This window comes from Bradyrhizobium sp., assembly GCF_035484855.1.
Taxonomy (GTDB): domain Bacteria; phylum Pseudomonadota; class Alphaproteobacteria; order Rhizobiales; family Xanthobacteraceae; genus Bradyrhizobium.
The window spans coordinates 16,590-42,472 of record NZ_DATHOP010000026.1 but is presented as its reverse complement, the minus strand read 5'-3'; the positions used below and the strand labels follow the sequence as shown (position 1 = coordinate 42,472).

At 64.6% G+C, this 25,883-nt stretch carries 23 protein-coding genes; 6 read left to right on the top strand and 17 right to left on the bottom strand.

Annotated elements, in window-relative coordinates:
* Nucleotides 1-8 precede the first annotated feature (8 nt).
* Entirely contained in the window at nucleotides 9-2,333 is a 2,325-nt protein-coding gene (locus VK804_RS03040) for a PAS domain-containing sensor histidine kinase (RefSeq protein ID WP_325367689.1), read from the top strand.
* Here the strand turns inward: VK804_RS03040 and VK804_RS03035 are convergent.
* The 3 genes from VK804_RS03035 to VK804_RS03025 form a co-directional block, all read right to left on the bottom strand.
* Entirely contained in the window at nucleotides 2,330-3,667 is a 1,338-nt protein-coding gene (locus VK804_RS03035; protein ID WP_325367687.1) for a (Fe-S)-binding protein, read from the bottom strand. The two genes, VK804_RS03040 and VK804_RS03035, sit on opposite strands and share 4 nt — an antisense overlap.
* Nucleotides 3,668-4,002: 335 nt before the next feature.
* A complete protein-coding gene (locus tag VK804_RS03030) occupies nucleotides 4,003-6,969 on the bottom strand; it encodes a bifunctional [glutamine synthetase] adenylyltransferase/[glutamine synthetase]-adenylyl-L-tyrosine phosphorylase (RefSeq protein WP_325367685.1) in 2,967 nt (988 codons plus the stop codon).
* Nucleotides 6,966-8,432 (bottom strand): sensor histidine kinase, encoded by a 1,467-nt coding sequence (locus VK804_RS03025; RefSeq protein ID WP_325367683.1) that lies wholly within the window; start codon nucleotides 8,430-8,432, stop codon nucleotides 6,966-6,968. The genes VK804_RS03030 and VK804_RS03025 overlap by 4 nt, the downstream gene beginning before the upstream one ends.
* Nucleotides 8,433-8,645: 213 nt before the next feature.
* Between VK804_RS03025 and VK804_RS03020 the strand changes: the two genes are divergently transcribed.
* Both VK804_RS03020 and VK804_RS03015 read left to right on the top strand, forming a co-directional pair.
* Nucleotides 8,646-8,882 (top strand): type II toxin-antitoxin system RelE/ParE family toxin, encoded by a 237-nt coding sequence (locus tag VK804_RS03020; protein ID WP_325367681.1) that lies wholly within the window; start codon nucleotides 8,646-8,648, stop codon nucleotides 8,880-8,882.
* Between the two features lie 11 nt (nucleotides 8,883-8,893).
* A complete protein-coding gene (locus VK804_RS03015; RefSeq protein WP_325367679.1) occupies nucleotides 8,894-9,400 on the top strand; it encodes a helix-turn-helix transcriptional regulator in 507 nt (168 codons plus the stop codon).
* 39 nt (nucleotides 9,401-9,439) lie between these two features.
* On the opposite strand, the gene VK804_RS03010 is transcribed toward VK804_RS03015, so the two are convergent.
* The 11 genes from VK804_RS03010 to VK804_RS02960 all read right to left on the bottom strand — a co-directional run bounded on the left by VK804_RS03010 (nucleotide 9,440) and on the right by VK804_RS02960 (nucleotide 21,471).
* The gene (locus VK804_RS03010) at nucleotides 9,440-10,120 is read right to left on the bottom strand and encodes a response regulator transcription factor (RefSeq protein ID WP_325367710.1); all 681 of its coding nucleotides are present in this window, start codon (nucleotides 10,118-10,120) and stop codon (nucleotides 9,440-9,442) included.
* A 267-nt stretch (nucleotides 10,121-10,387) separates the two neighbouring features.
* Nucleotides 10,388-11,968: a Do family serine endopeptidase gene (locus VK804_RS03005; RefSeq protein WP_325367677.1), complete on the bottom strand. Its 1,581-nt coding sequence runs from the start codon at nucleotides 11,966-11,968 to the stop codon at nucleotides 10,388-10,390.
* A 197-nt stretch (nucleotides 11,969-12,165) separates the two neighbouring features.
* Nucleotides 12,166-12,630, bottom strand: coding sequence for a cytochrome c-type biogenesis protein (locus VK804_RS03000; RefSeq protein ID WP_414642701.1), 465 nt, complete (start codon nucleotides 12,628-12,630; stop codon nucleotides 12,166-12,168).
* A 44-nt stretch (nucleotides 12,631-12,674) separates the two neighbouring features.
* Nucleotides 12,675-14,657, bottom strand: a complete 1,983-nt coding sequence (locus tag VK804_RS02995) for a heme lyase CcmF/NrfE family subunit (RefSeq protein ID WP_325367673.1) — start codon at nucleotides 14,655-14,657, stop codon at nucleotides 12,675-12,677.
* Nucleotides 14,654-15,145: a cytochrome c maturation protein CcmE gene (gene ccmE, locus VK804_RS02990; RefSeq protein WP_325367670.1), complete on the bottom strand. Its 492-nt coding sequence runs from the start codon at nucleotides 15,143-15,145 to the stop codon at nucleotides 14,654-14,656. Before ccmE ends, VK804_RS02995 begins: the two co-directional genes overlap by 4 nt.
* Before the next feature lie 45 nt (nucleotides 15,146-15,190).
* On the bottom strand, nucleotides 15,191-16,297 hold the full coding sequence (ccmI, locus tag VK804_RS02985) for a c-type cytochrome biogenesis protein CcmI (RefSeq protein ID WP_325367668.1): 1,107 nt from the start codon (nucleotides 16,295-16,297) through the stop codon (nucleotides 15,191-15,193).
* A 141-nt stretch (nucleotides 16,298-16,438) separates the two neighbouring features.
* Entirely contained in the window at nucleotides 16,439-16,708 is a 270-nt protein-coding gene (locus VK804_RS02980) for a hypothetical protein (protein ID WP_325367666.1), read from the bottom strand.
* Between the two features lie 70 nt (nucleotides 16,709-16,778).
* The gene (locus VK804_RS02975; protein WP_325367664.1) at nucleotides 16,779-18,173 is read right to left on the bottom strand and encodes a hypothetical protein; all 1,395 of its coding nucleotides are present in this window, start codon (nucleotides 18,171-18,173) and stop codon (nucleotides 16,779-16,781) included.
* A 164-nt stretch (nucleotides 18,174-18,337) separates the two neighbouring features.
* Nucleotides 18,338-19,714, bottom strand: a complete 1,377-nt coding sequence (locus VK804_RS02970; protein ID WP_325367662.1) for an ATP-binding protein — start codon at nucleotides 19,712-19,714, stop codon at nucleotides 18,338-18,340.
* A 73-nt stretch (nucleotides 19,715-19,787) separates the two neighbouring features.
* Nucleotides 19,788-20,459 carry a response regulator transcription factor gene (locus tag VK804_RS02965; protein WP_325367660.1) on the bottom strand — a complete coding sequence of 224 codons (672 nt, stop codon included), beginning with the start codon at nucleotides 20,457-20,459 and terminating at the stop codon, nucleotides 19,788-19,790.
* A gap of 340 nt (nucleotides 20,460-20,799) precedes the next feature.
* Nucleotides 20,800-21,471 carry a metallophosphoesterase gene (locus VK804_RS02960; RefSeq protein WP_325367658.1) on the bottom strand — a complete coding sequence of 224 codons (672 nt, stop codon included), beginning with the start codon at nucleotides 21,469-21,471 and terminating at the stop codon, nucleotides 20,800-20,802.
* A gap of 50 nt (nucleotides 21,472-21,521) precedes the next feature.
* Here VK804_RS02960 and VK804_RS02955 point away from each other — a divergent pair, with 50 nt between their 5' ends.
* Nucleotides 21,522-21,944: a VanZ family protein gene (locus VK804_RS02955; RefSeq protein ID WP_325367656.1), complete on the top strand. Its 423-nt coding sequence runs from the start codon at nucleotides 21,522-21,524 to the stop codon at nucleotides 21,942-21,944.
* 73 nt (nucleotides 21,945-22,017) lie between these two features.
* Here VK804_RS02955 and VK804_RS02950 read toward each other — a convergent pair whose 3' ends face one another.
* The 3 genes from VK804_RS02950 to VK804_RS02940 form a co-directional block, all read right to left on the bottom strand.
* The gene (locus tag VK804_RS02950; RefSeq protein WP_325367654.1) at nucleotides 22,018-22,299 is read right to left on the bottom strand and encodes a hypothetical protein; all 282 of its coding nucleotides are present in this window, start codon (nucleotides 22,297-22,299) and stop codon (nucleotides 22,018-22,020) included.
* A gap of 205 nt (nucleotides 22,300-22,504) precedes the next feature.
* Entirely contained in the window at nucleotides 22,505-22,657 is a 153-nt protein-coding gene (locus VK804_RS02945) for a hypothetical protein (RefSeq protein ID WP_325367652.1), read from the bottom strand.
* A gap of 190 nt (nucleotides 22,658-22,847) precedes the next feature.
* Nucleotides 22,848-23,429, bottom strand: a complete 582-nt coding sequence (locus tag VK804_RS02940; protein WP_325367650.1) for a cupin domain-containing protein — start codon at nucleotides 23,427-23,429, stop codon at nucleotides 22,848-22,850.
* A gap of 427 nt (nucleotides 23,430-23,856) precedes the next feature.
* Here VK804_RS02940 and VK804_RS02935 point away from each other — a divergent pair, with 427 nt between their 5' ends.
* Nucleotides 23,857-24,075, top strand: coding sequence for a hypothetical protein (locus VK804_RS02935; RefSeq protein WP_325367648.1), 219 nt, complete (start codon nucleotides 23,857-23,859; stop codon nucleotides 24,073-24,075).
* A gap of 105 nt (nucleotides 24,076-24,180) precedes the next feature.
* Entirely contained in the window at nucleotides 24,181-25,779 is a 1,599-nt protein-coding gene (locus VK804_RS02930) for a metallophosphoesterase family protein (protein ID WP_325367646.1), read from the top strand.
* Nucleotides 25,780-25,883: the final 104 nt, after the last annotated feature.

The window sequence follows — 25,883 nt, the reverse complement described above, 5'->3', positions numbered from 1 at the left end:
CCAACGGCATGGCGCGTGCGCATGCGGCGAACGCGTGCGTCCAATCCGATTCGATCAAGGGATTGGCGCAGTCGATCGCGAAACCGGCCTATCACCGGCTGCTGTTGGCAGAGCCCGCACTGCGCCGCGCGGTTCCCACCCTGATCATTGCCTTCCTGATCACCATTTGCCTTGGCGCCTTCGTGCAGGTGGTCGATCAGAGCCGGCAGAAGCGTGTCGCGATGAAGCGCGACCTCGCAGCCATCGGCGACCTGCTCGCCGAGCGCATCGACCGCATCGCCTCCACCCGGCAGGATCGGTCCGCCACCTTCGAGCGCCTGCAACTGCTGCTGCCCGGCCTGATCCCGTCATGGGCGGTCGCCGCCGGGCGGCACGTGATCGTCACCGGCGCGGATCAGCGCGTGCTCGCCCGCATGCCGGTCGAGGCCGGCTTCGGCGACACCTCGAGCGTTCTCGACGTCATCAGCGCCACGCTGCCGCTGACCATGCCGGGACAGCAGGCCGGCATCAGCGACATCACCCTGCCGAACGGCTCCAGCGCGCTGGCGGTCCGCCATATCGTCCGCTCGCTGCCGGGCCAGGTCATCATCATCCAGGAGAATGTCGACTCGCTGTGGCGCTCAGACGCCGCATTGTCGGTGACGCTGTCCGCCACCACCGGATTCGTGGTGCTGATCCTGGGCTTTGCGTTCCACTGGCAATCGACCCGTGCCCGCGAGGGCGATCTGATCAACGACGCGGTGCGCGGCCGCATCGACACCGCGCTCAATCGCGGACGCTGCGGCCTGTGGGACTGGGACCTGTCGCGCGGCCGCATCTTCTGGTCGCAATCGATGTTCACCATGCTTGGGCTGGACACCCGCAGCGACTTGCTGACCTTCGGCGAGGTCAACGCCCTGGTGAAATCCGACGACATCGACCTGTTCGCGATCGCCGACCGGCTGATCTCCGGCAAGATCGACCACATCGACCAGACCTTTCGCATGCAGCATACCGACGGCCACTGGATCTGGCTCCGGGTGCGCTGCGAGCTCAGCCAGGGCGCCGCCGATTCCGGCCTGCACCTGATCGGCATCGCCGTCGACATCACCGAACAGAAGAGCCTCGCCGAGAAGACGGTCGAGGCCGATGTGCGGCTGCGCGACGCGATCGAGACCATTCCGGAAGCCTTCGTGCTGTGGGACGCCGGCGACCGCCTGGTGCTCTGCAACTCGCATTTCCAGCGCCTGCACAAACTGCCTGATTCAGCGGTGACACCGGGCACCTCCTACGAAACCGTGATCGAGGTCGGCAGCATGCCGGAGGTGCGCACCCGCCTGCATGAGGCCGGCAGCCAGGCGCCGGGCGCCCGCACCTTCGAGGCGCAGCTCGACGACGGCAAATGGCTGCATATCAGCGAGCGCCGCACCAAGGATGGCGGCTACGTCTCGGTCGGCACCGACATCACCCGCATCAAGGAGCACGAGCAGAAACTGGTCGACAACGATTTGCGGCTGCGCGCCAGCGTGATCGACCTGAAGCGCTCGCAAAGCGAGCTCGAGCGCCAGGCCATCGAACTCGCCGACCTCGCCGAGAAATATTCGCAGGAGAAGAACCGCGCCGAGGAAGCCAACCAGACCAAGTCCAAATTCCTCGCCAATATGAGCCACGAGCTGCGCACGCCGCTCAATGCCATCATCGGATTCTCCGAGATCATGGAAAGCGGCATGTTCGGCACGCTCGGCTCGGAAAAATACCAGGAATACTGCCACGACATCCTGACCAGCGGCCATTATCTGCTGGAGGTCATCAACGACATCCTCGACATGTCGAAGATCGAAGCCGGCCGCATGAAGCTCGACATGGAGCCGCTCGATCTGTCGAAGACGCTGGCGGAATCGCTGCGCGTGGTGTCCGGCCGCGCCGAGGACAAGAATCTGGTGCTGGATGCCAATATCGGCGGCAACATTCCGGTGGTGGCCGACCGCCGCGCCATCAAGCAGATCCTCGTCAACCTGTTGTCCAACGCGGTCAAATTCACGCCCGACGGCGGCAAGGTGGTGGTGCGCAGCCGGGAGCTGCCCGACTCCATCCGGCTGATGATCGCCGACACCGGCATCGGCATCGCACCGCAATCGCTGGCGCGGCTCGGCCGCCCCTTCGAGCAGGTCGAGAGCCAGCTCACCAAGACCTATCACGGCTCAGGGCTGGGGCTGGCTATCGCACGCTCGCTGACCAATCTGCACGGCGGCTCGATGAAGCTGCGCTCCACGCTCGGCAAGGGCACCGTGGTCTGCGTGACGCTGCCGCGCGACCCGAAAAAGGCGCAAGCGAAGATTTCGGCGGCGGCTTAAGCCGAGCCACCTCGCAGCGGCAGCGGCTGGTCGCCGAGCATCACCTTGACGACGACGTCGCGGGCGATGGCCTGGTCGAGCGAATGCCTTGCGATCAGGTCGCTGCATTCCGCGACGATCTGGTCGGCGTCCTGCATGATCTTGAGCTCCTTGAAACGATCGTGCCGGGACAGCCCCATGCTCTCGCCGATCACCTCGAGGATGTTGACGATGCGGAACGGCCAGTCGCGCTCGTGCGCACAAAGCTCGCGATGATCGGAGTGATAGACCGCAACCAGCGCGTCGATGCCGGCGTCGCTCGCCGCCTGCAGCTCGTTCAACTGCAATTCGCGCTTGAACGCGGGAAGTGCTGCGATATTGAAGCTTTGCAAGCCGACGGCGGGCTGCTTGAGGTCAACCAGTTCAAGGCCGGGAATGGCCGTCAATAGTTCGACGGCGGCCTCCACGACGCCGGCGACGCCGGGATGCCGGTGCAGCGCGACCCGCATCGGAACCGGTCGCTGCAAAAGCGGTTTCAACTGCGCCAGCCGGCCTCCCAGAAACCCCATGAACGGCGTCATCTCGAACGGCCGCGCGCCCTGCTGGCGTTCGAGCGTGGGCAGCGTGGTTTCGGTGAACTGGACAAAGCAGCTCGGGCACCAGGAAATCACCTCGCCGGATTTTGATTGCGACAGTTTCGCGATCGTGCTCGAGCCCATCCGCCCGGACATCTCGACGTCACCGGCGCGCAATTGCATGACGCCGCAGCAATGGCTCGGTCCACCCATCACCTGATAGGAGATGCCGAGCCCATCCATGATGTCGAGAGCAAGCAGCGCGATGTGCGGCGTCTTCAGCACATTGCAGCCGGTATAGAACACGAAGTCGGGCACCTCGGAAGGTGTTGCCACCGACGCCGATTTCTGGCCGAGCCGCTCCAGCACCTCGTCATCGAGCTGCAGCTGCGAGAGCACCGACACGTCGCGGCCCATCTCGCGGTATTTTTCCACACCCTGCCGGCGTCGTTCCGGCAGCTCGCGCGCGGCCTTCGTCATGCCAAGGCGCGCCATTGCCAGCAGGAAGCGCGGATTGACGCCGTAGTCGCACGCCTTGATGCATTCCCCGCTCAGCATGCAGGACGCCGCCCATTTGCGCGATGCCTCGGGGCCCGCGCCGGTTCGCACGAGCTCGAGCACGCCACCGATGATGTCCCGAGGGCTCGCATCCGCGATGCCGGCAGGCTTCACGCTCGGACAAACCTCGACGCACTTGCCGCATCGCGTGCAGGCATTGAGCATGTCCTCGACGCGCTCGCCCAAAACCGTCTCGAAAGAGATTGCATTCAATGGCTGCATGGCCGGCCCTCGGCCCCGCGGAAGCATCAAGGACGCGTGGCTCACGATGAGGCACACAGCCTAACCGACATGCACTGATGCGTAAATGGCAGATCGCGGCCGGCAAAATCGAAAGGTAAGACGGCTCGGGCTGCCGGTCGTCGGGCAAATCAGCATCGCGAGGGTCTTTTCGCTGCTGTTTGAAAATTTGATCCGAGGCGCAACTACCCTCCGTGTCGTCCCGGCTCGGAGGCCGGGACGACGTTGAGGGGTATGATGCAACCGAAAAGCCGCGGCGTACCGGGTCGCCCGGTCAAGCCGTGCGATGACGGCGGAGTGCAGGTCGCCACCGCGCGCTAACCCCGTCCCTCGACGATCTCGCGAAATACGCGCCGCACCTCGCCTGCGGTTTCCTCGAGGCGCGCCTGCAGCGAGGAGAAGTCCGGGGCGTCGCCGGCGCGCGCCAGGATGCGCTGCAGGTCCTCGCCTGCGCTTTCCGGCTTGAAGCGCTCGCTGACGCAGAGCCGGAGAATCTGCGTGAGGTCGTGATAGAGATGCGCGGCCGCACGCAGGATCTCGGCGGAAGCCTGCGGCAGCACGCCGAGGCGGGCCGCCTTGTCGAGCACGTCGAGCGTGGAGACGTCGAGAATGTCGGGCCGGTCGGCGGCATGGACGAGCTGCAGGTACTGGGCGATGAAGTCGATATCGAGCATGCCGCCGGCGGCGTATTTCAGGTCCCAGACGTCCTTGTCCCCCTTCTCCAGCGCGATCGCGCGGCGCATCTCGGCCACGTCCTTGGCGACCCCTGCCGGCTCGCGCCGCCGCGTCAGCGCCTCGCGGATGATGGTTTCGATTCGAGCGCGAAATTCCGGCGAGGCCGAGATCACGCGCGCGCGGGTCAGCGCCATATGTTCCCAGGTCCAGGCCTCGCGCTCCTGGTAGTCGGCAAACGAGTTCACATGCGAGGCCAGCGGCCCTGCCCGCCCCGAGGGACGCAGCCGCATGTCGATGTCGTAGAGCACGCCGTAATTGGTCCGTATCGTAAACGCGCTGATCAGCCGCTGCGTGAAGCGCGCGAAATATTGCGCGCCGTGCAGCGGGCGCGGCCCATCGGAATCCGGATGCTCGGGATCGAAATCATAGAGCAGGATCAGGTCGAGGTCGGATGACGCCGTCATCTCGCGGCTGCCGAGCCGGCCCATCGCGATGATCGCGGATTCCTGGCCTTTGATGCGGCCGTATTGCGCGGCGAACTGGTCGGTGACGAGACCATGGACGGTGTGAACGATGCCCTCGGCGACATCGGCGAAGGCAATACTGGCCTGCTGCGCAGATACCGTGCCAGAAAGAATGCGCGTGCCGATCAGGAACAGGCTTTCCTGGCCGAACAGCCGCAGGCGGTCGAGGAACTCCTCGTAGGAATTGGCGTCGGCAAGCGTCGCGGCGAGACGTGCGGACAGTTCGCGCTGGTCCGGCATCGCGCCGAAGAAGCGCGGATCGATCAGGCCGTCCATGATCTGCGGCTGGCGGGCCAGCATGTCGCCGAGCCGGGGTGCCGCGCCGAGGATCAGCGCCACCAGCGCAACGAGGTCGCGGTTCTGGCTGAGCAGCGAGATCAGCCGGCCGCCGCGCTGCAACGCCCCGAGGAAGCGGTCGAAGGCTGTGACCGCGCCGTCGGGCTCTTCGGCATGCGCCAGGCCGTCGATCAGCGCCGGCACGAACTCGACGAAGGCATTTCGCGTCGCCTCGCTGCGGAACACGCGGTAGTCGCCGGCCAACCATTGCTGCAGGGTCTCCGCCACCATGATCGGTTTCTTGAAGCCGAGCGTGGCGAGGCGTTCGAGCAGGCGCGGATCGTCGGGACCGGCGCCGTAATCCATCGCCGGCAGTTTCGCCGTGCCGGTCGGATCGCCCTCGAACAGCTTTTCGTAGTGGCCCTGCACGATGTTGAGATGGCGCAGCAAATCGTGCGCGAAGGAAGCACGGCTGTCATAGCCGAGGAAGCCCGCAAAACGCTCCACCGCCTCCGGCTCGTCGGGCAGCGAATGGGTCTGTTCGTCCGCCACCATCTGCAGGCGGTGCTCGACCCGGCGCAGGAACTGATAGGCCGCGGTCAATTGGTCGCGCGCCTCGAAGGTGATCCAGTTACTCGATGCCAGCACATCCAGCGCCTGCAGCGTCGGCCGCACCCGCAATTCCGGATGCCGGCCGCCGGCGATCAATTGCTGGGTCTGCGCGAAAAACTCGATCTCGCGGATGCCGCCGCGTCCGACCTTGACATTGTGGCCCTCGACCGCGATCTCGCTCTGGCCGCGATAGGTCTGCATCTGCCGCTTCATGTCGTGGACGTCGGCCAACGCCGCGAAATCCAGATGCTTGCGCCAGACGAACGGCGCGATCTCCGCCATCAGCGCCTCGCCCGCGACGAGGTCGCCGGCGCAGGGCCGCGCCTTGATCATGGCGGCGCGTTCCCAGGTCCGCCCTTCCCGCTCGTAATAATGCAGGGCGGATTCGGTCGAGATCGCCACCGGCGTCGAGGCCGGATCCGGCCGCAGCCGCAGATCGACCCGGAACACGTAGCCCTCGCCGCGGCGCTGTTGCAACAGCCGCGCCAGCGCTTGCGTGACGCGCACGAAAAACGGCTGCGGCTCGATATCGCTCGCGAGCGTCGGCGCCCTGGAATCGAAGAACACGATCAGGTCGATGTCGCTGGAAAAATTCAGCTCGTCCGCGCCCATCTTGCCCATGGCGAGCACGATCAGGCCGCTATTGCGCTCGGGCTCTTCGAGGCTCGCAGGCTGCAGCCGCCCGCGCGCCGCCTCCTGCCGCATCACATGGCGCAGCGCCGCCTGCACGGCTGTGACCGCAAGCTCGGTCAGCGCCGCGGTCACCCGCATCACCGGCCAGACGCCGCCGATATCGCACCATGCAATCAATAGCGCCGCTTCCGATTTCATCCGCCGCAACAGCCGCATCGCGTCGGCCTCGCCGACCGCGGCCGATACGTCGCGGCGCGTGTTTTCGATCAGCCCGGCAAGATGCCCCTCCGGATCGCAGCGCAACAGGCGCAGCGCGCGGGCGCCGTCGGCGCGCACCAGATCGAACAGATAGGGCGAGGCTTCCGCGATCCCGAGCAGGATGGTCTTGGCGCGGGGAAAGCGGGCGAGGAGATCGTCGAGCGCAGCGGACTGCTCCGGCGCCAGATCGGTCAGCCAGTCGGTCAGTCGCTGCTCGGCTTGATCGGGCGCGGACACATGGGGGCCGTCCACGAACCGCGCGGCCAGACAATGCCGGTCCGCGCCGTCGTCAGCGGATGAGGTCATGCCAGCTTCTGTGGCACATCATGCGTTTGAGCCGCAAGCCTGTCACCGACATCGGCGGCGGCCGGTATCGCCAGCGTCGCGGTCAGGCCCGGATGGGCATCGGCGAGGCGGAGTTCGCCGCCATGCAGGGTGGCCACCGCCGAGGCCAGACTCAATCCGAGGCCAGAACCGGGCTGGGTGCGGCTCGCTTCCAGCCGCACGAATCGCTCCACCGCGTGCTTGCGGTCGCCTTCGGGAATCCCCGGCCCATGGTCGGTGACGCTGAGCAGCACGGTATCGCCCTCTCGACGCGCCTCGATCAGGATTTCCCTGCTGTCGGGGCTCGCACCCGCGCTCAGCGGCTGCGCGATGGCCACGGGCTTGCCGTATTTGATGGCATTCTCGACCAGATTGGCCAGCGCCTGGCTGATCAATTCGCGGTTGCCGTGCAACGGCGTCGAGGCCGCCTTGACATGGAGCGTCATGCCATCGTCTTCCGCCAGCGGCTCATAGAGTTCGTGAATGCCGTTGGCGACGGCGGCAGCGTCGAAGTCATCCATGTTGCCGCGGGCCTGACCGGATTCGGCGCGCGCGATCATCAACAGCGCATTGAAGGTCCGGATCAGGCCATCGGATTCCTCGATAGTCCGTTCCAGGGCATTGCGGTACTCGGTCTCGCTGCCGGATTTCGCCAGCGCCTCTTCGGCGCGATTGCGCAGTCGCGTCAGGGGCGTCTTGAGGTCGTGGGCGATGTTGTCGGACACTTCCTTCAGGCCCATCATCAGGGCTTCGATCCGCTCCAGCATGGCGTTGAGATTTTCCGCCAGCCGATCGAGCTCGTCGCCGCTGCGCCCGACCGGCAGCCGCCCGGAGAGATCACCGGCCATGATGCGCTGGGTGGTGCCGGTCATGGCATCGATCCGGCGCAGCACCCGCCGCGCGACGAAAATGCCGCCGCCGAGCCCAAGTACGACGACGATCAGTACAGACCATTGCGCCGCCTTGGCGACGATTCCGAACAACCGCCGCCGCTCCTCCAGATCGCGCCCGATCAGGAGGCGGAAGCCGCCGGGCAGTTCGGTTACGCGCACCACGGCACGGTGGTCGGCATTGTCCTGCTCGTCGAGCCGGCGGTAGGCGGTCTCCGACCAGCCGGTGGTCGCCATCACCCCCGGCGCCAGCGAGCCGACATTGCCGGCAATGGCCTGCCCGGTCGGCGTGGTCACGAGGTAGAGATTGGCGCCGGGCCGCAGCGCCCGGTTCTCGATGTTGCGGACCAGGCCGAACAAGCCGCGGCGTCCGAAGATGTCGCTGAGTTCGCCGGTTTCCGCGTTCACCGTGGTGGCGATCTGCTCGGTGATCAGCCGGCGCGTGTTCCAGGCGAAATAGCCGAGCAGCGAGGCTGCAAACAACGCAAACAAAAACAGATAGACCAGCGTCAGGCGGAACGCGGTGGTTCGGATCAGCTTACCGAATGCCGTCACGGAGCGAGTAATCCTTGAATGCCGTTGCTTACATTATCACGGGTCACGGGAGCCTCAGAAGTGACAAAGCGTCCATGAACCCGATGACCGGAGCGCGACCTCTCGTTATCGGGCCGTTAGGCGTTGTCGAAACAAAAGCCCTCTATCTCTTTGAGAGATTTTTCATGGACATTGATATCTCTAATAGATATAATGAGCCAAATGAAAGCGGTCTTGTACACCAAAGTCGCGCTTCGGAGTCTTCAGGCTCACAGAAATCGCGCGAAGCAGATCCGCGCGAAGATTGAGCAATATGCGGCGGAACCCGCGGCCCTGGCGAACAATGTCATTCAGCTCAGGGGCAGCAGCGCAAAGCGGCTTCGCATCGCCGGCTTCCGGGTACTGTTCACCGAGACCGATACGACAATTACCGTTCTGGACGTAGGTCCGCGCGGCGAAATTTACGAATAGGAGAGCAGCATATGCCCGTCATGACAAAGACCCCACAGGGCGACGATATTGTGATCCTGTCGCGCGCCGAATACTACGCGTTGACTGCCGGTCGGAGCGATGAGGACACTGCGGACGCGGTATACGCCAACCGTATCCTGGCCGATATCGAGAGCGGCACTGAGGCGCTGTTGACCAATGAACAAGCGGACCAGTTGCTCAATGCCAAAACGCCGCTGGCATTCTGGCGCAAGCACCGCGGCATGACTCAAGAAGCATTGTCGAAATTGATCGGCGTCGCTCAGGGTTTTGTTTCCGAGATCGAGAGCGGAACAAAGACAGGCGATGTGCAGACGCTTGCGGCCATTGCGAGGGTATTGGCGATTTCCCTGGATGATTTGGTCATTGCCAAGCCAGTCAAGTCTGCGAAAAAGCGGCGCGTAAAAATGCGAAAAACCTTCACAAGCTCAAGCGGCAGGAAACGCTCACAGCGGCGCGCGACAAAACGAAGTTCGAAGGCGAAATCGGCATCAGCCTAGTCTAGCGTGAGAGAAACGCTCCCTCAGAAATCGGCTTCACTACCGAATGCCGTCACGGATCATGTATCCCGCGCCGCGAATGGTATGAAGCAGCGGCCGCTCGAATCCCTTGTCGATCTTGGAGCGCAGCCGCGAAATATGCACGTCGATGACGTTGGTCTGCGGATCGAAATGGTAGTCCCAGACATTTTCCAAGAGCATGGTGCGCGTCACCACCTGGCCGGCATGCTTCATCAGGTATTCCAACAGCCGGAACTCACGCGGCTGCAAGGTCAATTCGTCCTTGCCGCGCGCCACCCGGTGCGAAAGCCGGTCGAGCTCGAGGTCGCCGACGCGATAGGTGGTCTCCTCGGCCGGGCCGCCATGGCGGCGCGACAGCACCTCGACCCGCGCCAGCAATTCGGCGAACGAATAGGGTTTTGGCAGGTAATCGTCGCCGCCGGCGCGCAGGCCCTTGATGCGGTCGTCGACCTGTCCGAGCGCGGAGAGGATCAGCACCGGCGTGCGATTGCCCTTGTCGCGAAGCGAACCGATCAGCGACAGCCCGTCGCGCTTGGGCAGCATCCGGTCGACCACCAGCACGTCGTAGTCGCCGGTCTCTGCCAGCGCCAGCCCTTCGTCGCCATCGCCTGCGAGGTCGGCGACATAGCCGACTTCGCGAAACGCCTTGGCCAGATAGTCGGCCGATTCGCGGTCGTCTTCGATGATCAAGAGGCGCATATTCTGGTCGGTTACGGTCAAGTGGGCCAGCCTTCTCTCACCATGGCGCGGTCGGCATGCGCGTGCAAGGCGACCTGCCGCCTTCTTCCAAAAAAGCGGGCGGTGAAGCTGGGGGGACCTCACCGCCCTTTGAACCTTCCGACGGAGGGGGGCTTGTTCCACCGGAAGGTAACCAGCGGGAGCGGGTCTTCACCCGCTCCCCGGAAAGAGCCGTCGGCGGGGGCGACTAATGCCGGCGACACCCTCCATCTCGTAAACTCGGGGCGATCAGCCCTTCGCCAGCGGCACCGCCACGAAGTGCATCGAGCCGCCGCTCTTGACCCGCATCAGAACGCTGTTCTTGTTGTCGGCGCGCGCGGACTTGATCGCCTCGCTCACGTCTGCGACATTGCCAACCGTCTTGCCGGCGACTTCGAGAATGACGTCGCCTTCCTTGAAGCGCTCGGCGGCGACGCCCTTCGGATCGACCTCGGTCACCACGACGCCGTCCTTGCCGGCGCCGGCGACACTGTTGGCGGGCGCAAGCGTCAGGCCGAGTTTGGGCACGTCGGTGCCGCGGGTCACCCCGCCCTTGTCGTCGTTATCGGTGTCGGCCTTGGCTTCCAGCGTATTCGGCAACTGGCCGAGAGTCAGGTTGACGACCTTGTCCTCGCCCTTGTGCAGCACGTCGAGCTTCACTGCGGTGCCGGGCGAGAAACCGCCGATGGTGCGCGCGAGTTCGCGGGCATCCTTGACCGTCTCGCCGTTGACCTTGGTGATCACATCGCCGGATTCGATGCCGGCCTTGGCCGCCGGGCCGTTGGCCTGCGGTTCCGCTACCAGCGCGCCTTCGGCCTTCTTCAGCCCGAGGCTGTCGGCGATGTCGGGCGTGACCGGCTGGATCTGGACGCCGATCCAGCCGCGGCTGACCGAGCCCTTGTCCTTGAGCTGCGCAACCACATTCTTGACCGTCGAGGCGGGAATCGAGAACGCGATGCCGACGCTGCCGCCGGACGGCGAATAGATCGCGGTATTGACGCCCATCACTTCACCGGAAGTGTCGAACGCCGGACCGCCGGAGTTGCCCTTGTTCACGGGCGCGTCGATCTGGATGAAGTCGTCATACGGGCCGTTGCCGATGTCGCGGCCCCTCGCCGAGACGATGCCGGCCGTCACGGTGCCGCCGAGACCGAACGGATTGCCGACCGCCAGCACCCAGTCGCCGATCCGCGGCTTGCCGTCGGAAAGCTTGGCGAACGGGAAATTGGAACCGCCCTCGACCTTGATCAGCGCCAGATCGGTGCGCGCGTCGGTACCGATCACGCTGGCCTTGTAGACCTTGCCGTCGTCGGTCGTGACTTCGACCTTGTCGGCGCCGTCAACCACGTGGTTGTTGGTCACGGCGTAGCCATCGGCGGAAATGAAGAAGCCGGAACCCTGGCCTGTGATGACACCACGACCGCGGGGACGCAGGCCCGGGGGCAGGCCATCGGGTCCGCCAAAGCGGCGGAAGAAGCGTTCCATCGGCGAGCCCGGCTGGAACGGCGAATCGTCGTTGCCGGTGTTGTCGTCCTTGGCTACCTTCTCGTTGATGTTGACCTTGACCGAAATCACCGAGGGTTTGACGCGCTCGACGATGTCGGCAAAGCCGATCGGCTTCTCGACCTTGCTGACTTCATTGTTGACCTGCGCGTGCGCGGGGCTGCTGAAAAGATCGACCGGGCCGTGCGAGGGCGCAAATCCGTAGACCGCGACGCCGAGGCCGGCGACCACGGAGGCCATCAGCGCGAATTTGCGGGCCGAGAACAGCGAACGGCGGGGTGCCCGGAACGGCGGACGGGACGAAAGATCGGTCGGACGGTCGTGCATACGGAGATCTCCAGGGCCAGAATCTAGCGTGCGGGGCGAGCTGATTAGCTCGACCCAACATGGGTATTTCCGCCTTACGGCGCGCTGGCGGCGGAATTAAACTTTTGTAATGAAGGGCCGAATGAATGCGGCAGTTTATCGCAGGCGAAAACGGCTTATCACAGGGCGAAAACGGTTCATCGCAGGGCGAGGGCAGCTTATCGCAGGGGCTGGGCCGATTGTTCCCCGGACGCCTCGTCCGACATCAGCGCCGCCAGCCGCGCCTCCTCGTCGGGCGAAAGACTCGCCGTCGCTTCCGCCGCCAGGCCGGCGCGCCGCCGGCTGTGCAGCCACAGCGCGATCCCGCCACCGAAGAGCGCCAACGGCGGCAGCAGCCACAGCAGCAACGTCTGCCGCTCCAGCCGCGGCTTCAGCAGCACGAATTGACCGTAGCGGGCGACCAGGAAATCGATCACCTGGGAATCGCTGTCGCCGGCCGCAAGCCGCTCACGCACCAGCAAGCGCAAATCGCGCGCCAGCGGCGCCTCGGAATCGTCGATCGACTGGTTCTGGCACACCATGCAGCGCAATTCCTGCGACAACGCGCGCGCCCTCGCCTCCTTGACCGGATCGGCCATGATCTCGTCGGGCTGCACGGCCCAGGCGGCGGACGATGCCGCCATCACGGCAACGGCAAACACCAGGGCAAGGATTTTCCTCAATGCGATCACTCCGCCGCCTGCAAGCCGCGCAGCGCTCTCGCCGGCCTCGGCGCGCCGACGCGCAGCCGACGGTCCGACAGCGACAGCATGCCGCCGAACGCCATCAGCACCGGACCAAACCAGATCAGCAGCACCATCGGCTTGTGATAGATGCGCACCGCGATCGACCCATCGGCGGCAGGTTCGCCGAGCGAGATATAGAGCTGGCTTGCCCCGCGCGTCAGCAGCGCCGCCTCGGTGGTGGTGGCTCCCCGGGTGGTGAAATTGCGCTTCGAGGGTGTCATCACGCTGAGTCGCTTGCCATCCAGACTGGCGGTGAACTGCGCGACCATCTCGTTATAGTTCGGTCCCTGCTGCTGCCGGATGCCGTCGAGCGTCAACTCGTAACCGGCAATCCTGGCGACATCGCCGGGCTTCATCGATCCGATATATTCGCTGTTCCACGTCGTCTCGCACACGATCCCGATCAGGGCGATGCCGACGCCGGCATGGGCGAATACCGAGCCCCAGTTCGAGCGCGGCAATCCGCGCGCGCGCCGCATCGCAACCGAAAGCGGCATGCGGAACAGGCCGGTGCGCTCGGCAAGGTCGCTCAGCGCACCAGCAATGACGAATACGCCGAGCCCGATCGCAAGCGGCGCGAACGCGCTGCCGCTGGTCGTCCAGGCCCACAGCACGGCAATGGCGACGAGCGCGGCGACGCCGGCTGCGGTCAACCGTTGCGCCGCGCCGAGCAGGTCGCCGCGCTTCCACGCCAGCAGCGGTCCGAACGGCACCGCCACCAGCAGCGGCACGAACAGCGGTCCGAAGGTGAGGTTGAAAAATGGCGCGCCGACCGAGATTCTTTCACCGGTCAGGACTTCCAGCGCCAGCGGATACAGCGTTCCGATGAACACCGTGGCGCAGGCGGTGGTGAGGAACAGATTGTTGAGCACGAGTGCGCCTTCGCGCGAGATCGGCGCGAACAGGCCGCCCTGTTTCAGCGCCGAGGCGCGCCAGGCGAACAGCAAGAGACTGCCGCCGATGAAGAGGCACAGGATCAGCAGGATGAACACGCCCCGGGTCGGATCGGTCGCGAAGGCATGCACCGAGGTCAAAACGCCCGAGCGCACCAGGAATGTGCCGAGCAGCGACAGCGAGAACGCCAGGATCGAAAGCAGGATGGTCCAGACCTTCAGCGCGTTGCGCTTTTCCATCACCACCAGCGAATGCAAGAGCGCGGTGCCGGCGAGCCAGGGCATCAGCGAAGCGTTCTCGACCGGATCCCAGAACCACCAGCCGCCCCAGCCGAGTTCGTAATAGGCCCAATACGAACCCATCGCGATGCCGAGCGTGAGGAATATCCACGCCACCAGGGTCCAGGGCCGCACCCAACGCGCCCACGCCGCGTCGATCCGCCCCTCGATCAGGGCTGCGATTGCAAACGAGAATGAAATCGAGAAACCGACATAGCCGAGATAGAGCATCGGCGGATGCACGGCGAGCCCGATGTCCTGCAGCACCGGATTGAGGTCGCGGCCCTCGATCGGCGGATCGGCGATGCGCAGGAACGGATTCGAGGTGATCAGGATGAACAGATAGAACGCGCTGGCGATCCAGGCCTGCACCGCCAGCACATGTGCGCGCAGTGACAGCGGCAGATTATTGCCGAAGGCCGCGACGAGACCGCCGAACAATGCGAGGATCGATACCCATAACAGCATCGAGCCTTCGTGATTGCCCCATACGCCGGTGATCTTGTAGATCATCGGCTTCATGGAGTGCGAATTCTCGAACACGTTGACCACGGAGAAATCCGAGGTGACGTGCAGGGTGACGAGCGCCGCGAATGACGCCGCCACGAACAAGAGCTGCGCCAGCGCGGCCGAGCGCGCCACATTCATCAAGGCGGGATCGCGCAGACGTGCGCCGAGAATCGGCAGGGTGGACTGGATCAGCGCCAGCGCCAGCGCCAGCACCAGCGCGTAATGTCCGGCTTCGGCGATCATCGCGACGCTCCCTGAATGGCCGCAGGCTTCGCCTCGGCATCCGGCTTCTTGCCGTGTTCGTCGTTCCAGAGGCCTTGCTTCTTCAGCGCGTCCGCAAGGTCCCTCGGCATGTAGTTCTCGTCGTGCTTGGCCAGCACGGTGTCGGCCCTGAACACGCCGGAGGCGTCGAGCGCGCCCTCGGCGACGATGCCCTGACCTTCGCGAAACAGATCGGGCAGAATTCCCTTGTAGGAAACCGGCAGCGTGGCGCTGCCGTCGCCGACCTTGAAGCTGACGGCATGGTCGGCGGCGCGCATCACCGAGCCCTGCTCCACCAGGCCGCCGAGCCGGAAGCGCCGGCCCGCGGGCACATGCTTCTCGGCCACCATCGAAGGCGTCGAGAAAAACAGGATCGAATCGCGCATCGCGTTCAGCACCAGCGCGAGTGCCAGCGCAAACACTGCCAGCGAGCCGCCGATGACCGTCAAACGCCGCTGCTTGCGCGTCATGATTTGGCCTCTAGGTGCACCACCGCACGAGTTTCAGCATCATGCTCATCCATCGAGCCCGATATCCTTCAGGCCTTCATTGAGTTGCCTCAATCGCTCGGCGTTGTTGGCCACCGCCTGACGGGCATCCTTGAGCGCGCCTATCGCCTTGTCGCGGTCACCCAGCACCATATAGGCTCGCACCAGCCGTAGCCATCCCTCGACGTCGTCGCCGTTTTGCTTCAAGCGGCCGGCGAGGCGTTCGACCATGCCGCGAATCATGGCGTTGCGATCAGTCTCGTTCATGTCCTTTGCCGCCGCCATCTTGTCATCCGACAGTGCGGGGGCGGTCGAGCCGCCGCCGACCCGCGCCAGTGCGGAGCGGACCAGTGGACGCCACGGCGCGCCTTGCGGCGCCTTTTCGAGCATCGTGCGCCAGATCGATGCGGCGTCGGCAGCGCGGCCGTCCTGTTCGGCGGCAAGCCCGATGAAGTAGTTCGCTCTCGCCTCGTCCGCATTCAGCGCGATGGCGTGTTCGAATTCGGCCTTCGCCTCCGCGGTGACAACGCCGCCGGCGGCGTCGGCCAGCGCTTCGCCGAGCGCGGAGCGCCGCTCGGCACTGTCGCCATTATAGGTGATCGAATTGCGATAGGCGCGAGCCGCCTCGTCGAAACGGCCGAGCCTGGACAGCACCGGCGCGAGCACCTCCCAGCCGCGGCCGTCATCCGGATTCTTTTCCAGGTGCTGTTGAACCTGCGCCACCAGATTGTCGAGCGGCTGGTTGGCGCCGGGGGCTCGGATGCGTTCGGCAAGCGGAAAATCGCCGAGCTGCGGCGAGCCGAGCGGAACATAGAGCGCAATCGCCACGACCGGCAGCCCGACCAACGCGATTACCGCCGCCATGCGGCGCCAGCGGATATTCGAGGCACCAAGGGTATCGCGCTGGCTGTCGACCGCCGCCAGCAGGCGGCGGCTGATTTCAACGCGCGCAGCCTGCGCTTCCGACGGCCCGATCAGCTCGCTCGCCACGTCGCGGTCGATTTCAGCGAGCTGGTCCTTGTAGACCGCCGCCTCGTTGCCGTCGCGGGGCGGACCGCCGCCATGGCGCAGCGGCCAGAGCACGGCAAAGATGGCCGCGGCCGTCATCAGGGCGAACAAAAACCACAACGTCATCAAGTCGGTTCCGACCACGCGGCGCTCACGGGCGAAGCGCCGATGGGCCGCTTTACACCACGGGCGCCGATCGCGGCAAATAACAATTCCCGATTCGCCAATATGGCAAACAAAGCCCCAAGAATCCGGCAAAACGCGACGTCAGCCGACCTCGAACTCGGCGCTTTTCGCCGCATGTTCGCCGCGGCCGTTGAGCGCTCCGAGGAAATAGGTTCCCGGTTCGACCGACTCCGGCAGCCTGATCCTGAAAGCGCCCACAGGGGCCGGAGAGGCGATCGTGACCACCGGATCGGGCAATTGTTCGCCGCTGGTCTTGTTGACGACGACGACTTTCGCCCTCACCATCAGGTTTCGATAGGTCGCCGAGACAACCTGATTCTCGAGTTCGACGATATTGATCACTGCATTCATACCAAAAACGGTATGTTTCCCACGCGGCTCGGTCAACTACAACTTGTGAATGGAGCCTTGCACTATTTTTCTAACTGGCGCGCGAGGGCTTGCGTTCGCCGGTCACGGCATTTTCGGCGGCCCGGCTCATCAGCGAGGCGTAGTCGTGGCCAAACAGGACGTCGCAGAAGCGGATCGCCGCGGCGACCTGCATCTGCCGATAGGCGCGCGCCTTGGCGTCGCCGCCGCGCAGCGATTGCACCAGCGCCTCGGTGGAGTGCTCGACATATTGCTGCAGGTCCGAATAGGTGCGCAGCGTCACCTCGTTGATCGCCAGTTCGCTTGCATAGGTCCGGCACACCGCGACGAAATCGATCAGCGCGGCGGTCTCGTCGACCTCGCCGGCGTCGACCCTGGCACCGGGGGCAATGTCCTTGTCGGCGCGCTGACGTAAGAGGCGCCGGACACGGCCGGGTACGCTGTCGATCTCCGACTGCACGGCGTTTGAAATATCGGCGCGGATCGCCGCCAATTGCCTGCCCCAGATCGAATCGTTGCGCAGGTCGAGTTCGGTGCGCAAGCCACGCACGCCGTCATGGAGGGTTTTGAGCTGTTCGGCGACATTTTCGAAATGGCCGCGCTTGATATCGGTCCGCAGACTGGCCGCCAGGCAAGACAGATCGTGCAGCGCGATCGTGACGGCGATGCCGTAGGGCGTCGCGGCAACGCGGATTTCATCGTCGGACGCGGCCATCTTGATCGCAAGCCGGATGATTTGCCACGGCGCGGTCAGCCGCTGGACGATCAGCGACAGCGCAAACGGCAGCAGTTGCGGCGTTTGCAGCGCGGCAACATTGAGCGCGGTTCCGACCGAAGCAATCTGCGCTTCGGCGAAAACCCGCAAATAGCTGGGCACCCTGCTGCTGAAGGTGTCGAGCGCCTCGCGGGCGTGCAGCACCGAGCCGATCGGCAGCAGGTCCTCGATCACCTCGGGATGACCGACACGGGCGAGCGCGCGCTGCTTGTCGCCGCCGGGCGCGGTGATTTTGAAGATCGCATCGGCCGCGGCGCGCTGCAGCTTGCGGACCGCCACTTCGAGATCCTGCGAGGAACCGGTTTCCCGTATCCCGGCCAGCGTCGCGTCGAATTCGCGCGCCTGCTCCGGGGCGCCGTCGCGGTTCAGCCACTGCCACACCGGAAGCAGCGACGAGCGCCGTATCTGGCCTGGCCGTACCGGAACATTGCTTTCGACCAGAAACGCCTCGAGCGGCCGGAACAGCAACCGCGCCGGATCGTCGGTGCGCGGCCGCGCCTCCTCGTCGGCTCCACGCACGATCTTGCGCAATTGCTCGAGCGCGATGGTGGCAACCGTGGTGTCGTCGCCGCGCTCGATGGCACGCTCGAATTCCCGCATCAGCAGCGCCTGCGACTGCGGCGGAAGCTGCACGAGATAATCCCTCAGCCGCTCGATCGATGTCTGGCTCATGCGTCCGGAAAGCAGGCTTGTGTTGCGCGGGCGGCAAAACCGTCCACCCCCCATCATAAAAGCCCCGGCGTTAAGAAGTCGTTAGGAATAGCAAGATGGACGGACGCCACAGCGGAGCCGATGCCGGTCGGAAATCGTCCGTTGCGATGCGAGATGAGCGGCTCTCATACTCCCGGCAGCACCAGTTCCGCCCGTAATCCCCCGATCGGTGCGTTACCGAGGGTCAGGCTGCCGCCATAAAGCGCCGCCAGATCGATGACGATCGACAGTCCCAGCCCGGAACCCGGCTTGGTCTCGTCCAGCCGCTGGCCGCGGCGCGACACCTGCGCACGCTCGGCCTCCGACAACCCGCGTCCATCGTCATCGACGATGATCCGCAAGCTCGGGCCGGCGCCGGGCTCGCGCGGCGGTTCCGCCAGCACCTCGACGAACACCTGCGACGCCGCCCATTTGCAGCCGTTGTCGACGAGGTTGCCGGCCATTTCCTCGAGGTCCTGCCGCTCGCCGCGAAATTTTGCGCGCGGGTCGGCCTTGACTTCGATGGCGATGCCGCGGCCGCGGTGGATCTTCTCCATGGTCCGCCGCAATGCCTCGATGGCGGGCGCGACTTCGGTGACCGTGCCGATGATGGTCAGCCGCGCGGCGATGCGGGCGCGTTCCAGATGATGGGCGACCTGGTCGCGCATCACATCGGCCTGTTCCAGAACCTTGCTCGCAAAGGGATCGGCGGCATGCGTCGCAGCCTCGTTGACGATGACCGACAACGGCGTCTTGATGGCGTGGGCAAGATTGCCGACATGGGTGCGCGCGCGCTCGACGATTTCCCGGTTGGCGTCGAGCAACGCGTTGGTCTCGCGCGCCAGCGGCGCGATCTCGACCGGAAACTCGCCTTCCAGCCGCTCGGCGCGTCCGGAGCGGATATCGGCGATCGATTCCGAAATGCGCTTCAGCGGCGCGAGCCCGAAGCGGACCTGGAAGATCGTGGTCAGCACCAGCACGATCGACAACGCGGCGAAGGTGCCGCCGAGGTAATAGTCGAAGGTGCGGGTCTCGTCGAAGATCTCGCTGGCGTCGCCGGCCACGCTGACGAGATACTTGCCATCGGCGCCGAGATCGACCGGCCGCTCCACCATGCGCAAATTCTGGCCCTCGGGACCCTCGACATAGCCGAGGCGGATGCCGGCCGCGGTCAAGTCGGCGCCGTTATCCTCGAGTTTCGGCAGCTTCTTGTCCCACAGCGAACGCGAGGCGCGCACGTCCGGCTTTTCGGAATCGGTGCGGGTGATCTGCCAGTACCAGCCCGACAGCGGCAGTTCGAACAACGGCTCGCCGAGCGACTGGAACTGATGATCGGGCGGCTCGTCGGGGGTTGCGACTTCCGCGATCAGGGTGCGGAGATAGAGGTTGAGCCTTCGGTCGAAGGCGCGCTCGGTGGCGTCGCGGTATACCGACGACAGCACGATCCCGGTGATGAGCAGGATCACCACCACCCAGGCGGTCGCCGACAGGAACAGCCGGGTGGCGAGCGAGCTGGCGCGCATCAGGGATGCCGGGTTTCGGACAGGTTCATGCTCTTACAAGAGAACAAGACCGGCGCCCGATCAACAGCCTTGATCAGGTGCCGGGCGATGGCGGCGTCAGGAGATAGCCGAGCCCGCGCACCGTCTGGATGATATCGACATCCAGCTTCTTGCGGATACGGCCGACGAAAACCTCGATGGTGTTGGAGTCGCGGTCGAAGTCCTGGTCGTAGAGATGCTCGACCAACTCGGTGCGCGAGACCACGCGCCCGGTATGGTGCATCAGATAGGCGAGCAGCCGGTATTCGTGCGACGTCATCTTGATCGGATTGCCGGATACGCTGACCCGGCCGGTGCGGGTGTCGAGCGCGACCGGTCCGCAGGTCAGCTCGGACTGGGCATGGCCGGTGGACCGGCGCAGCAGCGCGCGGATGCGGGCCAGGATTTCCTCGAGGTGAAAGGGCTTTGCGACATAGTCGTCGGCGCCGGCATCGAAGCCCTGCACCTTGTCGCTCCAGCGGTCGCGCGCGGTCAGGATCAGGACCGGCATCGAACGCCCGTTGCGGCGCCAGGCCTCCAGCACCGAGATGCCGTCCATCTTGGGCAGGCCGATGTCGAGTACAACGGCGTCGTAGGGCTCGCTGTCGCCGAGATAGTGCCCCTCCTCGCCGTCGAAGGCGCGATCGACGACGTAGCCGGCATCCGTCAGCGCCGTGGTGAGTTGGCGGTTGAGATCGGGATCGTCTTCAACGACGAGCAGGCGCACCTTGGCCTCCGCAAATGAGCTGCAAGAATTCCGGCATCAAATGAGCCTTGCCGGCGTGAACGGGCTATGAACAGGCACACATCGCAATGTTACTTTTTCTCCATCACCGGTATTTCCGGCTGCTCGACCCTCGCCGCCGCACGACCCGGCGGCCGGCCGACCGAGAGACCTAACATGCCGAATCGGAGGCCCCAATAGCCGCGCAGGACTGCGGCTAGGGCCTTTTCCGTTTCGATGGAATCGAAACGGGGCTCTAGATTCTTGTTTTGACGCGTTTTCGTCACGCGAACCGGTGACCACCCCGCATCAAGTGCGGGGCAGGCTTTCGCTCGAAAACGCTCTAAGGTGCGGCCGGCCTGCCCCTGATCACCAGGAGATCGACGGGACCGCCGGGCTTGTCGTCGTCGAACACGCCGACCGTCAGCCGTCCCGTCCGCCAGGCCAGCGTGTCCAGATTGCTGCGGCCTTCGTAAAGCAGCGGGCCGTCCGGGAAATTATCATGACCATGGACGACGTGGAACTTGCCGAAGCCATCAGGATATCCTTTGGCATAGCGCTTCCACAGCAGCGTCGTTGCACTCTGCCGGTCCAGGGGAACTTGCGGATCGACGCCGGCATGAACGTAGAGACGGTGCGCATCGACATGGATCAGCTTGAGCCCGTCGAGCCAGGCGATGTGGGAGGGCGGCACGGCGGCGGGGTCCCCGCCATAGCAGGCGAGCGCCGCGTCGCCGCCCTTGTCCAGCCACGCCGCCATCTTCGAACGATCGCGTAGCGCCTCGACCATCATGGCATCATGGTTGCCTTTCAACGCAACCAGGCTGAAGTCGCCGATCGCACCCGGCAACAACCGATCGATCACGCCCTTGCTGTCCGGCCCCTTGTCGACATAGTCACCGATCGTGACGATGACGCCGGCCTGCCCGCGCGAACGCGCCGATATCTCCGCCAGGGCCTCGTCGAGCAGATCGCAGCGGCCATGAAGGTCGGGGATGACGTAGGTCAGGCTCATGGGGCGGCTTGCGTTGCTGACGCGAGGGTTAACGATGTTCGGTCATTTCGTTGCTGGAACCGCCGTGCCGGGCCCGCCAACAGGTTGAGGTCGATGGCGTTGTAGCCTATCAACCCGCGATGATCCAAAGGATATCCTCTGTTGCAGGCTGGCTGGCGCTCGCCTTCATTGTCTACGCGACGCTGTCCCCGATCAATCACCGTCCCGTCATTGCCGGCCCGCAGCTCGAGCGCTTCGCGGCCTTTGCCTTTGTCGGGATCGCGTTCGCGCTAGCGTATCCGAGGCGCCTGTTTCTGATTGCCGCCATCATCCTGACGGGTGCGTTCGGGCTGGAAGCATTGCAGCTGCTGACGCCTGATCGTCACGCCCGCCTGCTGGATGCGCTGGTCAAAGCGGCGGGCGGCATCTGCGGGATTTCCATCGGTCAGTTCGGACAACTGGTGCTGCGGGCAGAAACCGACCGCGCCGGATAACACGATTTGGTGCCGGCTGCGGGCGAAACAACGCCAAATCCCGCGCTGCGCCAACGCGCAAGCCAGACGACTTCTAAGCCGTCTCTCGGGACGCGCGGGAAAGGGCGAAGGTGGAGATCGCCAGCACAACCCACACCAGGCAAAGCACGGTCAGCGCGTTGAGGAACGTCCCGGTCAGGTGCTCGATGTGAAAGATCCAATAGATTTGCGCGGCGACAGGAAGCAGCAAGGTCAGCAGCGTCTGCCCTGCGCCGCCGGGATAAGCGATGTAGAGGGTGAAGAGGTGAATGGCGAGGAACAGAACTGCCATCGCCAGCCCGCAGAGGATCGCAAGAAACGCATAGTTTCGACGCATACCAGTACCCGGTTTTCGGACCGCCCCTCGAGAAGACCCGTGGTGGAAGCTGATTTTCCGTATCCCCGCCTTAGGCCGCGTCAGGCGCGGAATTCAGGCGAAGGGTAATGGGAACGATGATGGCACCGCCGGGCGGGATCAAACAGGCGGTCGGAGCAACAAACCCGATTCCGCAGATGCCGCCTCGACGAAGCCCTGGATAGGGTCACCACGGTTTCGCCGGCGTGTGCATGACCAGATAGAGCGCTGTGAGCGCGCCGGCGATCACAAGCGGCGCCAGCAACAGAAGCGCAATCTTCCTGAGGTCGAAGGCTGTCGCGACTTCATAATCTCGGTCCAACCAGGAATTCTTTTCCATACGCGACCTCCATCGAGTTCGATTGTCTCCCAACCGGAAGACGAGAGCAAGGCAATTTGGAGGCAAGGGTTACCCGTCCGTCAGTTGCAGGCATGCGGCAAGACGGTCCGCCATGTCGGCACTGCAACACGCACCCGACCTGCTCCCGCAGTGATCCGAACGGGAGCGGCGGCGGCGCGCCTTGGCCCTTTCAAGGCTCCTTCGAATCCATCAGCACGAACAGAATCCGGCACGGCACGGCGCCGTGATTGACCCATCCGTGATTGGTCGCCTGCTGCACGATCACATCCCCCTGCTTGAGGTGAACCGAAGTATCGTCCAGCATCATGTCGATCTCGCCCGAGAGGATGACGGCGTAGTCCAGCGTCCGGGTCCGATGCATCATCGGATGCTTGACCGGGATGCCCTTTTCCGGAGGGTGGCTGACACCCTTCATGATCATCTCCGGCGGCAATTTCGCCTCGGTCGCCGGATCGAGCGGGGCGAACTCGACGAGACGGAATTTCGTCCCGTTGTCGGGGGGCGAAACGCCGATCGGCCGGTTGGCCGTATCCTGTTTGGACAAGCTCGGCGGCGTGCTGTCGGTGATCCAGAAATTGGTGGATGAAAGCACCGGGCTATCCCGTTTCAGCGGGATGCGGCTGTCGAACAAGACCACCGCATGATTCCTCTCGTCCAGTCCGGTCACAACCCTGCGGACATCGTCGGCGCGCGCGCCGGAGCCGATCAAAATGGATACGACAGCCAAAGACAGGCAGACACTTCGATGCATTTCCATCCCCCTGGTTTGCCCACACTGTTTTTCAATGTCGGACCCGTGACGCTTCGCGCTTCTTCAAGCAACGCTACAACAACCGCTTCCGTACCGGAAGAGAGCAGCACGCCCGAGTTGAGCCCGAGACGCGCGAAAGCCCGTTCAACACCGTTGCAACAAATGCGGCGGTGGGTACTCTGCCGCGGGAGGACGCGACATGTCAGGGCTGAGCCAAGCGGGCCGTTGGATTGCATCGATACTTCTATTGGGAATGCTGGCTTGCCTTGGGGCGAGTGCAACCGCATTTGCCCAGGCCGGCTCGACCGGCGGCTCTGTCGCAAAGACCAACAAGTCGATTTCGGGCGACGCGGAGGCCGAGCCGCAAAGGCAGAAACCTCACCCTGCCCCCTCGCCGGCTGCCAGATCGAAGATCTTCGAAAACCCCATGATCGCCGGCATCCGGGTCGACGGCTGCATGAAATGGGGACCCGTCGATTGCGGCGCGCCGGCCGCCAATCACTGGTGCCGGTCACAGGGGTTCGAGCGGGCGGTCGAGTGGAACACCGAAAGGGTTCATCCCACCATTTTCCAGGATCCGCAGAGCTCCGTTAAGGTCTGCGACTATTTCTTCTGCGGCGCCTTTTCGCACATTGCGTGTCAATGAGCATCCGCGAGTTTGATCGCGAGCCTGTGGGCCGAAGACCGTTTTGTCGAACTGTCGTCAAGTTGCGATAGGCTCTCGCTGGCCCCCGTGGAGCAGCTTACCGCCATGACCGCGCAGCACCCCGAATTCAATCTCGAACTCAGCCGCCGCAGGCTGCTCGCCGCCGCGGGCATCGGAGGCGGGGCCGTAGTGGCGGCGTCGCTGATTGGAGGCGCATCAGCCGAGACCGCAGCCCCCTCAGCCCGATCGAGCGATCCGGTGGCGACGCCCCCGGTCGCCGGCCTGCATCTGCAATTCGGCGCGGATGCCTCCTCGGAGATGGTGGTGTCCTGGCATACGCTGCAACCCGTTCGCAATCCCCGTGTCCTGCTCGGACAGCTCGACGGCAAGCTCGAGCGAACGGTCGAAGCCAAGGCGGTCAGTTACACCGATGCCAAGTCCAAGCAGACAGTCTACGCCTACCATGCGAAGCTCGGCGCCTTGCAGGCCGACTTCGCCTATCTGTACGGGGCCATGCATGATGGCGCCGAGCCGGAATTCGCAACCTTCCGCACCTCGCCGCGCCGCCGCGCGCCATTCACCTTCACGAGCTTCGGCGATCAGGGCACGCCGACGCTTGGCAAGAAGTTCGTGCCGCCCGCCGGCGTCACCCTGGCGAATCCCCCGTTCGTGAATGACAATCTGGGCTCGCCGGCGGCGGGCGACACCACGCTCGGCGTGGAGCGGTTGCAGCCACTGTTTCATTTGTTCAACGGCGATCTCTGCTACGCCAATCTCGCCGACGATCGCGTGCGGACCTGGTGGGATTTCTGGGAGAACAACAGCCGCAGCGCCTCCAAGCGGCCCTGGATGCCGTCGGCCGGCAACCACGAGAACGAACTCGGCAACGGACCGATCGGGTATCAGGCCTACCAGACCTATTTCTCGGTGCCGGAGACGGCCGGCCAGACCGATGTGACGCGCGGGCTTTGGTACGCTTTCACCGCAGGTTCGGTGCGCGTGATCAGCATCGCCAACGACGACATCTGTTACCAGGACGGCGGCAACTCCTATGTCCGGGGCTATTCGGCAGGCGCCCAGAAGGCCTGGCTGGAAAAACAATTGGCTGCTGCGCGCAACGATCGCGACGTCGACTGGGTCGTGGTGTGCATGCACCAGGTCGCCATCTCCACGGCCGACCTGTTCAACGGCGCAGACCTCGGGATCCGGGAGGAATGGGTGCCGCTGTTCGACCAATACGGCGTCGACCTCGTGGTCTGCGGGCATGAACACCATTACGAGCGCTCGCACCCGCTTCGCGGCCGCCAATCCAACGCGACGCTAACCCCGCTCCCGGCGGCGACCGCCACCGACGTGATCGATACCACCAAGGGCACGGTGCACATGGTGATCGGCGGCGGCGGTACTTCCGCCCCCTCGAACCAGCTGTTCTTCAACCCGCCGCAATGCCGGGTGATCACCGCCGTGGGAGAGCCCGATCCCGCGACCGGCAAGCGTCCGCCTGTTTACGTCAAGGAGCTGGCGCCCTGGTTTGCGGTGCGCAACGCGGCTCATTCCTACGGTTTTGCGGCATTCGCCGTCGATCCGGGGTCACAGCCCGGCGGCATCAGCACGATCAAGGTCACCTATTACGACGTGGTGGGGCCGGACGGTCAGCTGGCCGCGTTCGAGAGTTTTACGTTGCAGCGGCCGCGGCGCGACTAGACCGGCTGCGTTCGCGGAAGGCGATCGAATTGCTACTGGCACTGGCAGCTCGTCAGCCAAACCAACGACCACGTGAGATCTTGCAATTTGAAACCCCAGCAGAG

Bases quoted from the DNA above. Each gene is read 5' to 3' on its own strand.
- VK804_RS03040 (WP_325367689.1), top strand. From the start codon at position 9: ATGGCGCGTGCGCATGCGGCGAACGCGTGCGTCCAATCCGATTCGATC.
- VK804_RS03035 (WP_325367687.1), bottom strand. From the start codon at position 3,667: ATGCAGCCATTGAATGCAATCTCTTTCGAGACGGTTTTGGGCGAGCGC.
- VK804_RS03030 (WP_325367685.1), bottom strand. From the start codon at position 6,969: ATGACCTCATCCGCTGACGACGGCGCGGACCGGCATTGTCTGGCCGCG.
- VK804_RS03015 (WP_325367679.1), top strand. From the start codon at position 8,894: ATGCCCGTCATGACAAAGACCCCACAGGGCGACGATATTGTGATCCTG.
- VK804_RS03010 (WP_325367710.1), bottom strand. From the start codon at position 10,120: ATGCGCCTCTTGATCATCGAAGACGACCGCGAATCGGCCGACTATCTG.
- VK804_RS03005 (WP_325367677.1), bottom strand. From the start codon at position 11,968: ATGCACGACCGTCCGACCGATCTTTCGTCCCGTCCGCCGTTCCGGGCA.
- VK804_RS03000 (WP_414642701.1), bottom strand. From the start codon at position 12,630: ATGGCGGCATCGTCCGCCGCCTGGGCCGTGCAGCCCGACGAGATCATG.
- VK804_RS02995 (WP_325367673.1), bottom strand. From the start codon at position 14,657: ATGATCGCCGAAGCCGGACATTACGCGCTGGTGCTGGCGCTGGCGCTG.
- ccmE (WP_325367670.1), bottom strand. From the start codon at position 15,145: ATGACGCGCAAGCAGCGGCGTTTGACGGTCATCGGCGGCTCGCTGGCA.
- ccmI (WP_325367668.1), bottom strand. From the start codon at position 16,297: ATGACGTTGTGGTTTTTGTTCGCCCTGATGACGGCCGCGGCCATCTTT.
- VK804_RS02980 (WP_325367666.1), bottom strand. From the start codon at position 16,708: ATGAATGCAGTGATCAATATCGTCGAACTCGAGAATCAGGTTGTCTCG.
- VK804_RS02975 (WP_325367664.1), bottom strand. From the start codon at position 18,173: ATGAGCCAGACATCGATCGAGCGGCTGAGGGATTATCTCGTGCAGCTT.
- VK804_RS02970 (WP_325367662.1), bottom strand. From the start codon at position 19,714: ATGCGCGCCAGCTCGCTCGCCACCCGGCTGTTCCTGTCGGCGACCGCC.
- VK804_RS02960 (WP_325367658.1), bottom strand. From the start codon at position 21,471: ATGAGCCTGACCTACGTCATCCCCGACCTTCATGGCCGCTGCGATCTG.
- VK804_RS02950 (WP_325367654.1), bottom strand. From the start codon at position 22,299: ATGCGTCGAAACTATGCGTTTCTTGCGATCCTCTGCGGGCTGGCGATG.
- VK804_RS02945 (WP_325367652.1), bottom strand. From the start codon at position 22,657: ATGGAAAAGAATTCCTGGTTGGACCGAGATTATGAAGTCGCGACAGCC.
- VK804_RS02940 (WP_325367650.1), bottom strand. From the start codon at position 23,429: ATGCATCGAAGTGTCTGCCTGTCTTTGGCTGTCGTATCCATTTTGATC.
- VK804_RS02935 (WP_325367648.1), top strand. From the start codon at position 23,857: ATGATCGCCGGCATCCGGGTCGACGGCTGCATGAAATGGGGACCCGTC.
- VK804_RS02930 (WP_325367646.1), top strand. From the start codon at position 24,181: ATGACCGCGCAGCACCCCGAATTCAATCTCGAACTCAGCCGCCGCAGG.